General features: G+C 67.9%; 6 protein-coding genes. All 6 read left to right on the top strand.

All coding sequences use genetic code 11. The features are described 5' to 3' along the window. Positions 1–11: 11 nt before the first annotated feature. Positions 12–665 carry a toxin-antitoxin system YwqK family antitoxin gene (locus APZ21_RS25505; RefSeq protein WP_054815822.1) on the top strand — a complete coding sequence of 218 codons (654 nt, stop codon included), beginning with the start codon at positions 12–14 and terminating at the stop codon, positions 663–665. A gap of 5 nt (positions 666–670) precedes the next feature. Beyond that, the gene (locus APZ21_RS25500; RefSeq protein ID WP_054815821.1) at positions 671–1,618 is read left to right on the top strand and encodes a toxin-antitoxin system YwqK family antitoxin; all 948 of its coding nucleotides are present in this window, start codon (positions 671–673) and stop codon (positions 1,616–1,618) included. A 165-nt stretch (positions 1,619–1,783) separates the two neighbouring features. Then, the gene (locus APZ21_RS25495) at positions 1,784–2,107 is read left to right on the top strand and encodes a hypothetical protein (RefSeq protein ID WP_054815820.1); all 324 of its coding nucleotides are present in this window, start codon (positions 1,784–1,786) and stop codon (positions 2,105–2,107) included. Between the two features lie 37 nt (positions 2,108–2,144). Beyond that, on the top strand, positions 2,145–2,417 hold the full coding sequence (locus APZ21_RS25490; protein ID WP_054815819.1) for a toxin-antitoxin system YwqK family antitoxin: 273 nt from the start codon (positions 2,145–2,147) through the stop codon (positions 2,415–2,417). A 414-nt stretch (positions 2,418–2,831) separates the two neighbouring features. Beyond that, positions 2,832–3,299: a YbaB/EbfC family nucleoid-associated protein gene (locus APZ21_RS25485; protein WP_054815818.1), complete on the top strand. Its 468-nt coding sequence runs from the start codon at positions 2,832–2,834 to the stop codon at positions 3,297–3,299. A gap of 11 nt (positions 3,300–3,310) precedes the next feature. Then, the coding region (locus tag APZ21_RS25480) for a WXG100-like domain-containing protein (RefSeq protein WP_156371328.1) at positions 3,311–13,152 on the top strand (9,842 nt) is incomplete at its 3' end.

Here is a 13,152-nt window from a genome sequence, read left to right as displayed (position 1 = left end):
AAGGAGGGTTCATGTCCGACGCGACGCACACGATCATCGACATCTCCGACGCCGCGCTGCGCCGGGATGGCGATCTTCTGCTGTACCGTGACGAACCGTTCACCGGCCAGACCGTCGAGTCCTATCCCGATGGTGTGCTGCGTGCGAGTACCAGCTATATCGACGGTCACCGCGACGGCGTCGACCTCGGTTGGCACCCCGATGGCCTCGATCGGTACGAGCGCGAGTTCCGCCGCGGGCATCCCGCCTTGACATGGCGGTCCTGGTACCCGGACGGACAGCCGGAGTCCCACGAGATCTACGACGTCTCGGGACATCTGTTGTTCCGGGAACGGTGGAACGAGGACGGGGAGCTTGTCGAACGCATCGATCCTGAACGCGCGGAGAAGGGCGTCGCGGACGATGCCGTCGACGCGAGCGATCCCGACCTGGCCGTCGTCGACTATCGGACCCTGTACCGAGGCGAACCGTTCACCGGTCAGATATACGAACGCGCGTACGAAGGTTCGCCGATCGTCCAGCTCCGCACCTACGTCGACGGTTGGGCGCGAGGGCTCCAGCGGGGTTGGCATCTCGACGGGGGCCGCCGCTACGTCGGGACGCTCACCGACAGGGGCGTCGCGGTCGATTGGCAGGAGTGGGACGCCGACGGAGAGCCGGTGTAGAGCGAATGACTGATCTTCCGGTCGACGCTACCGATCCCGATCTCGTGCGCGGCGAATCCGCGAGTCGGGCCTGGTATCGTGGCGAGCCTTTCACCGGCGATGTGACCGAATCGGATGCCAATGGTGCATTGCTGGAGTATTCGACCTACGCGGACGGAGCGCTCGACGGCCTCAGCTCGCTGTGGTACCCGGATGGCGCCGATCGTGCGACGCGGCAATACGACCACGGTGTACCGGTCGACACCTGGAACGAATGGTACGCGAACGGACAGCGTAAACAGCGAGAGATCTATTGGGATTCAGGCAGGTTGAGACGGCGGTGGCGTTGGACGGAGTCGGGCGATGTGCTCGAAGACACCGATAGGGAACGCTGGGACAAAGGTGTCGACGACGATGCCATCCTGATGGACGATCCGCGACTGTCGTCCTATCCTGACGGCAGTCGGTACTTCCTCGATAGCGAACCGTTCAGCGGTCAGGTGGTCGAACGCGCTGATGGGGCTCCCGACGGAGTCATCGTCGCACTGAATACCTATGTGGACGGATTTGCCTCCGGTCCATCGCGGCGGTGGTATTTCACCGGCAGCGCCCGCGGTGTCGGCGCAGTAGCCAGGAACAGGGCGGTGGGTCTGTGGCTCGAGTGGTTTTCTGACGGGTCGCCCGCGAAGCAAGCCGTGTTCGGATCCGATGGAAGGCTACTGGCACAGCGAGTTTGGGAAGAGCCAGGGGGCGCGATATCCAGTCCTCCCGCTCTCGTGGTCGACGGCCTGGAGCAGCGGTATCGGTCGGATAATTCGCTGGAGGCCGCGGGTGTCGTGGTTGCTTCGGGTCCGATCGGGACCTGGCTGCACTGGGATGCCCAAGAAAATGTGGTGTGTGAGGAGTGTTTCGACTCGGAGGGACAGCGGGTATCGATACTCCGGTGGGATGCCGCGGGAAATCGGGTCGAATGAGGTCGTCGGGCGATGGGCGGGAACGGAATGCCGAAGGCGGGCCGATGTGGCAAGACATGCCATTCACGCTGTCGTAGTGGCTGATTTCCCCGGGTTCGGGAGCCTTGTTGCGTGACCGAACCAGTTGTGGTGTGCTCGAAGGATCACTGCTGAAGGGACGGGGCGATGGCAGACAAGTTCGAATACGACGCGGATCTCTTCCGGGCCGCGGCGGACAAGTCGCGCACGGTCAGCGAGAAGATCACCAACGTGCTCGACACGCTGAACAGTTCGATCAACGGTCGCGGCGCCCCTTGGGGCAACGACAAACTGGGCAAGAACTTCTTCAATGGTCCGGGCGGTGACGACGGTTATGGCGCTTCCCGTACCAACACCACCACGAACGCGGCGACCATGGCCACGACCATGAACGATTTCGCCAGCGGCCAGATCGACAGCGCCGTTGCGATCGAGAAGATGGAACAGGGCAATGCCGACGGCATGACCTAGGCACTCGCGCAGACAAGCCCACGGAGGAGACGAGCCGGTGAGCGACGACTTCATCGAGGTCGATGATCCGGATGTGGTCATAGACAACTCGACCGGTCGCCTGTCGTACCGAGGTCAGCCCTTCAGCGGTTCGGTCGCGACGACCGGGCCCAACGGTGCTTTGCTGGAACTGTGGTACTTCGAGGACGGTTCCCGGGAGGGCGGTTGGTCCGGCTGGTATACGGATGGCGCCAAACGCTATAGCGGGATCTTCTTCCATAACCGTCCTGTGGACGAATGGCAGGAGTGGTTTCCCGACGGGGCACCCTGAAGACCCGCACCGTATTCGGTGAGGACGGCAAGATGCTGGCGCGCGAGACCTGGGACAGTGACGGTCGGTCGACAGAGCGGACACATCGACCGAACGAGCAATGAGGACAAGGCGATGCGGGTCGTATGTGAACAGTGGCTCGACCGGCTCCCCGATGGATCCCCGCGACGCGGGCGGTCCTCGAATCCGATGGGAAGCTATTTCCAATGAGGGCCTTCGTAAGTGGACCCCGCCGACTCGGCTTCCTCCATTCATGTTGTCGTAATGGGGGATTAGCCGGTCGATGTGATTCTGTTGCACAGACAGGTGAGTTGTGGTGTGCTCGGAAGTATCATGGCGGAGGGATGAGGGCGATGGTGAGGACGGTTCGGATCGGCGCCCACCTCGTCCGTACTGATTCGAGCGAGTAGCGCGATGACCAACGAGCGGGAAAAAGCCGATCTGCACGAGATCATCGAGGGCGTGCAGGCGCAGTTCCGTAACGTCGCGCGGATTCAGCGCGAACGGGCCGAGATCACCGGCCGTGCCACCGTGCGAAAACGCGTCACCGTCACCGTCAATGCGGATAACAAGATCATCGAGACCAAGTTCGGTCCCGACATCGAGGATCTCACCTATGCCGAGATCGCCAAGGCGGTAACCGAAGCCGCGCAACTCGCGTCCGAGGAGGTCGCGCGCAAGGTCGGCGAGTTGATGTCGCCGTTCGAGGAGCAGCGCGCCCGCCTGCCCTCCTTGTCGGATCTGATCGAGGGGATGCCGGATATGCGCATCCCGGAGACGATCGAAGCCCCGCTGACCCCGCCGGCCGCGCGGGAGGACAGCTTCGCCGATGGCGCTGTCGCGCGCGACAAGGGCAGCGCGGCAACCGATTCGAGCTGGTGAGCTAGGCACTCATGATCGAGCTGCCGTCCGGGTTGCATTGGCTCTCCGTCCTCGCGGGTATGGAGTGGCCGGAGGGCAACGAGCACGAGATGTGGTCGATGGCGGGCGATTGGCGTACCGCCGCGGCCGATCTGCGCGAGATCGTCGACGACATCTACGCGGCCAAAGACGCCGCGCACAAGGCATATCCGCACGGCGAGGGCGCCGAGGACATGCTCAAGGCGTTCGATTCCCTTGCCCGTGGCGACGGCGGCGACAAGGACCAGTCGCTGAACAAGCTGGCCGACTTCTTCGATCAGGTCGGCGAATCGGTGTACCAGACCGGCACCGAGATCGAATACACGAAGATCATGTTCTACTCGTCGCTGGGGCTGCTGGCGGCGGAACTCGCGGCGGCATGGCTGTTTCCGCCCACCGCGCCCGCGGTGGAGGCAGCGGCCATCGGCGCGACGCGGATCGCGGCCCGCATCATCACCGGGCGGGTGATCGCGGCGATCATCCGCGCGGTGGCGAAGGCGGCGGCGACACGGCTGGTCAAGTTCATCGCCCGGCACGTCGTGATCGACACGGTCATCGGGACCTTGCAGGAACTCGGTGTCCAGCAGTGGCAGAAGGATCACGGCCACCGCAAGGAAATCGACTGGAACCAGGTCAAGGCGGCGGCGGTCAGTTCCGCGGCGGGCGGCGCGGCGGCCGGGCCGTTCGGTCACTGGCTGGGCAATACGCTCAGCAAGGAAATGAAGCCCTGGCTGCGCGGGGCGATCACCGGCACCGCGGCGGGTCTGGTCGGCGCGGGCGGCGGCATGCTCGGGCAGTTCGGCTACGACGCCGCGACCGTCGGGCTCGGTGACGCTTGGAACAATCTGAAGACCGCGGCCACGGACCCGCTGATGTGGAGTGCGGGCGCCACCAACGGTGGTCTGTCCGGATTCAACAAATCGGCGGCGACCAGTGCCTGGCAGGGCATGAAGCCGGGTCTGTTCGAACGGCCGAGTCTGAGCTCGCGCATCGCCCAAACTCTCGGCCCCGACGTGAATCTCGGCGGATTCGGTCAGGACGGGGCGGGCAATCACGGTGCCGGAAACAATGGTGCCGGAAACAATGGTACGGGCGACGGTTCCACCAACAGGACCGGTGACAATTCCACTCAGCGCGCCGGCGATGCCCAGGGGGACGGCGCCGGGAGGACGTCGGGCGAGGGCACGCGCGCGGGTGCGACCGGTGACACGACCGGTAACGGTTCGGGTGAGACCCGGGCCGGGGACGGCACCGATGGTCAGAATGTGCGCCCCGCGGGCACCACCGACGCACCGCCCGCCGAGGGCGACACGATGTCGGCCGATACCGAGGGGCAGGGCGAACAGCGGGCCGGGGCGGACCAGCAGTCCGCCGCCGACGGCAGCGGCACCTCAGCCGGACGACAGGAGTCCCGGCCGGACACGCAGGGCGCCGATACGCAGGCCACCGCCGACAGCGGAGCGCGCGCACAGCCGGAAGCGCCGCAGGCGCACTCGGATGCCCCTGCGGCACAGACGGATTCCGGCCCCGCTCAGCAGGAGTCGCGCACGGGCGCTGCCGACGACTCCGGCACCGCGGACACGTCCCGCGCCGACACCACTTCAAGCGGCGAGCCGGTCACCCGCACGACCGATACCGAGACCGGCCGGCACGACACGACAACCCAGTCGGCCGCGGCCCCGCTCATCACGGCGGCCGGTGCGCCCACCGGCATCGGGGCGCCCCCTTCGGCGACCGGCCATTCGCCGGGACAGGCTCCCGCGCAGGGACATTCGCCTGCGGCCTCCGGCCAGCCCTCCGCCACACCGACACACACGACCAACACCCCGAACCAGTCCGCCACGCCCACGCAGCAGGCGAATCAGTCCACCCCCGGTCAAGGCGGCGCCGACCGCGGTGCGCCGTCCGCGACCCGACCCGGCGGACCCGAGGTCCGCGCCGACGGTCCGCGCGCCAACGCCGCCGACACGACGCGGACGACGTCCAATGACCCGCGCGCCTCCGCACCCGACCGCGATCCCGACGGACCCCCGACCGATGACGAGACACGCGGTCCGGTCGACGGTCGCGCGGGCACCGGCGGTCAGGACACCCGGGCGGGCGAAGTCCGCGCGGGCGCGCCCGAATCGCGCGCGGGAGCCGTCGACACCCCGCACGAGGGCGCGCGGGCCGCGCACACGCCCACCGAAGCGCCGCGGACCGGCGGCGAGTCCGAGTCCGCCGCCGATCCGGTCCGTGCGACCGCCGCGGGCGCGGAGCCCCACCGCACCGGAACCGATCCCGCCGCTGACGTCCCGCCGGTGTTGCCGGTCGCCGATCACGCGGCGCCGCACGCCCGTCCGGGCGCCGACGCGAGCAGGCCGGTTCGTGGCGGCGAACAGCGTGGCGGACCCGACCGCACGACCCCGCACGACGAACGCGGTCCGGCCGCACACGACGACGACGCGCCGCACCGCGATCGCGACGGCACCTCCGACGACCGTCAGCCGTGGCGCGACGCGAACGGCAATCCGCCGGTCTACGACGCCAGGCTCCCCAGCGGCGAAGGTGTCATACACCACCCGACCGGCACATCCGTCGGCGAGGACAACCGCACCCATCGCGTGCGCGAGAACATCCGCAACGACGGTGCCCACGATGTGGTCGTACACGGCCGCCGCGACGGATTCCCCGCGCCCGGCAACAACTTCCCGGTCCATCCACAGGACATCGTGGATGCCATCCGCGACAACCCGCACTATCGGCCGGGCACCGCCGTCCGCCTCGTGTCCTGCCATGCGGGCAATGCCCACGGCTGGGCCCAGTACATCTCCGACCGACTCGGGGTCGAGGTTCACGCGCCCACCGACAAGGTCGGCGTCCCGCGGTCACCGGATTCGGACCCACGCATCGCCAACGGCGGCGAATGGCGCACCTTCCGGCCGCAGAGCGGTCCGGCGGTCGGCGATCACACCGCGCCGCTCTCGGACCGGGGCGATACGAGCACTCGACGCCACGACGGAGAAGGCCAACCGCGCGACCCCGAACCGGCGCACCACAGTTCGGATCGCACGGACTGGATGGACACCGGCGACGACGATCCGCCCCGCGATCCGGCCTCGTCGCATCTGGTGCCACCGGACGGATCGGAAACACTGCCGCGGCCATCGGTGGACGCGCAATTGCTCGGCACCATCGATGAGTCGCGGGTGACGCGCGACCCGGAATCCAACCTGATTACGCACGTGGACGGTGAATTCGTCGATGATTTCGCCCGGCGGCTGAGTTCCGAGCGAGCAGCCGAATACGTTCGCGCAGGTGAACGTGACCCGGATCTCGCTCAGCGATTGCGGAGAGCCGAGGAAGCACTCGACGCGGCGGCACACGATCGCGGCGAGGCCAAAAGGGCACTCGAGGCGGCAGGCCCCGAGGACAAGCGTGCCGCGGTGGATGCGATGCGTGCGGCTCAGGACCGCTTCGCCGAGACCAGGGCCGAACTCCAAGCCGCCAAACGGGCCGTCGCGGTCGATGACGCCAACCGCCTCAGCAGGCACGAGATGGGCGAGGTCTCGGCGTTGACCGTGGACCGCGTCACCGGCCATGTCTACGAGGCGGCCAACGGGCCAAGCGATCGCGTTGTCGCCGACAGTGACCTGCACGAGACGCTACGTCACAACTTGGATGAGGTTCGTCGCAACGGTCCCTACAGCCATGAGAACAACGGGCCCAAGGTTCACGACTACCCGCATCCGGATCAACCTCTCGGGCATGCGGAGGTCCGCACTACCAACGCGTTGCTGCACCACCGTGGCGCACTCGGCATACCCAACGGCCCGGAATCGCTGCACTCGGTTCTCAATGCCCCACATTTCCCACGGGGCGGTGCTAAAGGTGACGCGGCATACTGCGCGAACTGCGCCGGAACCCTGCACGGAACCGAGACCGCGACCGGTTCCCATTCGGGCTATCCCCCATCCGATTCGACATACACACCTCCGGCGCGACACTCCGATGCGGCTGCCGGGGAAGCGGCGAACCCGGACCGCACGCACGACCACGAGGCTCCCGTTCGAGACGACGCGGAGCCCATCAGACCTGACGACGACGTCGACTTCATGGGCGACGACGACCCGCCGCCTGTGCGCCCGTCGGCCATGTCCCACCTCGATCCCGGCACGGGGACCGACAACGCGCCCGCTTCCCGTGAAGCGGGTGTGGAACCGCACCTGCTCGGAACCCTGCCGGTCCCGGAGGACGGACCGATCACCCACGTCGATGGTGAGCACATCGACGACTTCGCTCGACGTTTGGCCGAAGAGCGGTACTGGGCCTTCCATGAGGCGGCTTCGCCGCATCCCGACATCGTGCAGCGGGCCGCGGATGCGAGTGAGTTGGTACGAGAGGCCAACCAGAACAAGGACCGCGCGGTCGGCGACCTCCGCGACGCGAAGACGAAGGTCCAAGAGGCGAAGAATCTCCTCGACCGAGCCGACGACAGCACTGTCGAGCAGCGGCAGGCGGACCTCGATCACGCGAATCGGAACCTGTCGGACGCGACGGCGAAAATGCGAGAAGCGCAGCAGGACGCGGCGCATGCCCGGCGGGCTCAGTCCGCCGCGAATCGGGCCCTGCACGAGGCCCTACGGAACCTGCCGTTGTCGGGCAACGACCGCGGTGCCGTCATGGCGGTCACGGTGGATCGGGTAACAGGCCGTGTCTACGAGGCCGCCAACGGGCCCGCCGAGCATTTCATGCACTACGACGACTTGCATCATCTGTTGCAGGACAATCTCGACCGCGCCCAGCCGTCGCCTCCCTACCGCACCCATGGCCACGACCCGGCGGTTTTCATCATTCCCGACAATCCGCTCGGGCACGCCGAGGTCAAGTCGACCAATGCGGCGCTGCTCGACCGGACACCCGCGGAGATGGCGAGAGGGGGCGAGGATCCGCTCGCGTCGATCATGAACGTGCCCATGATGATGAACGGCACCGAGCGCGGCGAGGTGCGGTACTGCTCCAACTGCGATCTGACGCTGCGCGGCACCGAGAGCGTTACCGGCAGGATCGAGGCCGGTCCCGGCGGGGACCGTCACATCGACCACATTCCATACTCCGAACGCGAATCCGGGCCGCCGGAGCGGGTCGATTTCATGGGTGACGACGATCCCGATACGACCGGTCCGCATCGGACCCTGCCCGGGGATCAGACCGTACCGGCGGGAATGACACGGGGGGACGATGGTCTGTTGCGTCGTCCCGGCGACCGGGCCGACTCCTATCGGGACCCCGACGGCACCTGGCATCACCGCGACGATCCGCCGAATTCGTTCCGCGGCGAGAATTTCCGGCTGCGTGGAGACAACGGGGCGTTTCTCGGCGACCATCTCACCGACCACGGCTACACGCACGACGCGCAGCGGGGGGACGCGCGGACATACGAGGTCCGCGACCCGCATCTGGCCGAACAACTGCACGACGCGTCCACGCGGCGGCTCGAGCTTCAGACCGAACGCGACGCCGTCGCGGTGGAATTGGATCGTCTGAAGTCGGAGTTCGGCGTCGAGCACAACAAGGAGCTTGCGCCGAAGCGGTTGACGGACCGGATTCAGCAGCTCGAGGCGGAGATCGTGTCCGATCCGTCGTTGAGCGAGGCCGAGGTGGTGAACCGGCTCACCGATCTCGCCGATCTGGAGGATACCGCCAGGCGGTACAACGACCTCGGGCGCGAAATGGTCGATTTCTCCAAGCGACTCGGTGAGCTCGCGGGTCTGGGATATGCCCTCGATTCGGACCTGCACCCGGATGCGGTGCTGCTCACGCCGTTCGCGGGCGCGTTCGACGGTGCGGGCGTCGTCGATGTCGCGTCGATGGTGCATGCGAGGGGCGTCGATCCGACCACGCTGGTGGTAGTGGAGGCCAAGGGTGTCGGATCTGAGCTCGGCGGGTCCAAAACCATCAGCGCCCAACAGGGTTCGCCCGAATACCTGCGGCATATCCTGGGGCTGGATCGCAATCTCGCGCGGATTCTGAACGAGACGCCCGAGCAGATGCGCGCGCGCGGTATCGATCCCGACAGTAGGGAGGGGCGCAATCTGCGCGCGGCGGTCGACGCGCTGCGGGCCGCACGAGACGATGGGACGTTGCGGGTCGGCTACCGACTGGTGCACGCCGCCGCCGACGGCACGGTCACCGTCACGGAATTGCGCCTGGTGCGCGACGGGACGAACGTACTCGCCGACGTGCCGCTGCCATTCGAAGGCGCACCGCCGCGAGATCTCGCGACCACCCGCCCCGACGAGGTCGACTTCATGGGTGACGACGCCGGCGAACAGCGGCCTCACACCGATTTCGACGAACCGTCGCGGCCCGAACGCGAGGTGCGGATCGAACTGGGCGACAACGGTGAGGTCGTCGCGCTGCACGTGCGGTTGGAGGACGGGCGGTGGGTGGTCGCCCGGGCGGACGAGTCACCGCGGAATCTGCCGGAGGCGGGCGGTGATCGGCCGGTCGACAACCGTAATGTGTTGCGGCGGTTGGTCGACCAGCTCAATGCCGGGTACGAGGGGTTGACGCTGAAGTACCCGTCCGGATCGGGTCTCGACGGGCGCGGTCAGACCGCTGTCCGTGACGGTTTGGTCGGCGGCGTGCATCTGGTCACGGATCCGCCCGCGCCGACACCGCATCCGGCGCCGCACCCAACGCCGACTCCGCATCCGACCGGACCCGAGGTGCACGAGCCGCCGCCGGGGCCCGCCGATCCGGCGTTGAACGTCGCGCGCATCGGCAAGGAGGGCGCGACGGTGTGGCAGAACCGTGAGCATCTGCCGCTCGTCAACGGGGCGACGGGGCGCGTCGAGGGCGTGGCGGGCGAGCACCATCCGGTGAATTTCCCGGACGGGACGGAATACCGGCCGTGGATCACCGAGGCCGATCCGAACCTGTTGCGCGAGAACGTTGTCACCGAGCTCGAGGCCGGGCGGATGTCCGCGGACGAGGCCAGGTCCATCCTGCTGGAAACGCTCGACCGAACCACCGATCCGCGCGTGCGCCAAGAGCTGATCAACGATCTCGAGATCCACAACCTCGTCGACTTCGATCACGCGCGCGACCTGGAGACCACCGCGCCGCAGGAGGCCGCGCCGCCGCCGGAGCCGGACGAAGCGGCGCCGGAGGGCGAATCGCTGACCGATATGGCGAACCGGATGGGCTTCGACCTCGATGACGAGAGTCCCCAGGCGCTGCGCCGGGCCATCGATGAGCAGAGCTACCGGGTGCTGCGCGAGGTCGGCGCCATCGAAGGTCTGGCGGACGCGGCGCGGCGCGCGAACGAGGAGCAGACCCGGCCCTACGGACGTGTCCAGGACTCGGATCAGCCCGCGGCGACACCGGACGGGCGGACCCTGCCGGACGGTGATCACACGCCGCCGCGCGGGGAACTGGGATCGGACACGCCTCGACGCCGCGACGACACCGATCTCGACAACGACGACTACGGCGACGATTTCGAGGACTACGGTGACGAGCCGAACACCCGTCGCGGCCACTGGGGCGACACGAGCGAACCTCGGCCGGTGCCGTTCTCGCGCGAGGTCAGCTTTCTCGACGACAACCCGATGGGCCGATTCCTGCGCGACCTCATCGTCGCCTTCGACGGCAACACGGTGCTGCGCGACTACGAACGCGTCGGCAACGGCGCGGACCGCCTGCCCGAATGGGGCGATATCGCCGACTCCGCCGAACTCGGTCGCGACCAGGGGCCGCGCGCCTTCTTCGAACACGCACTGCGCCGCGACCAACTGCGCGACGAACTGTCCGGCTGGGCGGCGATGTTCGGCCGCGACCTGTCGGATCTGACCGGCGAGCACCTCGACCGCACCCTCGCCGAACTGCGCGACGCCGCGGCCAGGCGCGCCCAGAACCTCGCCGACTTCATCTCCGCCGCCGAACCGATCCTGCGCGGCGACGAGGGCGCGCCGGTCGGGCGCACCTACGGTGACCAGGTTGCCCGCGTGCCCGATCCGCACGGCGGCCCGGACCGGCTGATCGTGACCGACGGGCCGTTGGACCGGTCCGAGGCGCTGGCGCGCGCGCTGGACGGCAACGAGGATCTGGCCAGGGGACTGCGCGACCGCACCCTGCAACTCGACTACCGCACCACCCGCACCGACGGGTCGGGTCAGGTGCATCTCGACCCGGTCGCCACGCCCGAGGTGCGGCACGTCCGCGCGACCATCGACGGCGCCGATCTCGATGTGACGCTGGTGCGCGGCGAGGACGGGCAATGGCATCCTGTGCAGGCCCCGCCCGAGACACCGCCGCCGCCGCGTGATCGCGGTGAGATCGTGCGCGAGATCCGCGACCTGGTCCAGGAATTGGGGCTCACCCCCACCCAACTTCACCCGGACAATATCGCCGGGACCATCGCCGATCTGCATCTGGACAACGCGGTGCGGGCCGCGCAGGTGGAAGCGCTCGCCGACTACGCGCGCACCATGTCCGATATCGAGTCGTTCCATCTCATCGGCGACGCGCGCGGTCAACTCGCCGCCCGGCTCGGACTCACCGAGGCCGAACTCACTCCGCGCAGGCTCGCCGCGGCGCTCGCCGACCCGAATCAGCGAAGGGCGTTGCGCGAGCAGCAGTTCGAGGATCTGCTCGACGGTCCGCGGCACAACGGGAAGAAGACCGAAGGATATTCGCGCCAGCTCGAGCTCATCGACTCGGCGCGGGTCAGGGCCGCGCAGGATGCGCTGATCCGCGCGCTCAGTCCTGACAATCCCGACTCGCTGCGCCCGAAGATCCAGAAGAAGGGCCCCCACGGTCGGCACGAGTACACGCACGCCGACCACGGCATCGACCCGCGCGAACTGCGCAATCGGATCATGCGATTGCAGCGCCGGGGTCAGCACGATCTGGTGCTGCGGGCACTCACCGACTACGCCGACACGCTGCTTGGCATCGACCCGTATTCGGGGGTGCCGAAGGGCGATCACTCGGCCGATCCGCGCACCACCGGCGAACCGCACGTCTACGACCTCGACGCGGTACACGGACTGCGCGAGGTCATCGGCGAGATCATGCCGGGTATCGACCCGCGCGAATTCGCCTCGCGGGTCGCCGATAACGCCGCACGCGCCTACGGCCAAGGCGAACCCACCGAGCCGAACGGACCCCGCCCCCGCGCCAACCGCGACTGGGCACGCCTGGTCGGCGTCGACCTGTCCACCGCCGATGACGCCACCTTCCGCAAGATCTACGAGGCTTATCGCGACGGCAAGATCGAGAAGCACGAGGGCCTGAGCCCCGCCGAACTCGAGGCCGAGGTCGCCCGGATGCGCGAGGAGATCCGCACCCGCGCCGAACAGATCCGCCAACTCCGATCCCTCACCGAGGAGCTCTACCGCCCGGTCGCCGACCTGCCCCCGAGCGGTCCACCCGCCCGCGAACACCCCGACGGCCCGACACCGGATCTCGATGGTCCAGGCGGTGATCGGCGGTTGCCCTCGGACGGCGATCCTGGCGCATCGCGTCCGCATAATGATTCGAGTGTGACGCGGCCGGATGGTGTCGATTCCGAGGCTGCGGCGGATGCTGCTGCGTTGGAGTCGTATCGGCGTGCGCAGGCGGAGTTCGATGCTGCGCGTGCGGAGTTGGGTGAGGCGCGCCGCGGGTTGTTGTCCGAGGAAGAGGCTGCGGCGGATGCGGCTGCGCACGAGTCGTATTTGCGTGCACAAGCGGAGTTCGATGCGGCGCGTGCGGATGTCGATGCGCGGTTCGGTGAGCTTCTCGATCGTGCGGGTGGGGGCGTTGGGGAGTCGGCGACGAGGTCGGATCGTGTCGATTCCGAGGCTGT

The organism is Nocardia arizonensis, assembly GCF_001310275.1.
Lineage (GTDB): Bacteria > Actinomycetota > Actinomycetes > Mycobacteriales > Mycobacteriaceae > Nocardia > Nocardia arizonensis.
Note: the sequence above shows the minus strand (reverse complement) of the source record. Positions and strands in the feature narration are given on the sequence as shown.

What these genes read in the sequence shown, in the direction of transcription:
- APZ21_RS25505 (WP_054815822.1), top strand. Translation starts at nt 12, where the DNA reads ATGTCCGACGCGACGCACACGATCATCGACATCTCCGACGCCGCGCTG.
- APZ21_RS25500 (WP_054815821.1), top strand. Translation starts at nt 671, where the DNA reads ATGACTGATCTTCCGGTCGACGCTACCGATCCCGATCTCGTGCGCGGC.
- APZ21_RS25495 (WP_054815820.1), top strand. Translation starts at nt 1,784, where the DNA reads ATGGCAGACAAGTTCGAATACGACGCGGATCTCTTCCGGGCCGCGGCG.
- APZ21_RS25485 (WP_054815818.1), top strand. Translation starts at nt 2,832, where the DNA reads ATGACCAACGAGCGGGAAAAAGCCGATCTGCACGAGATCATCGAGGGC.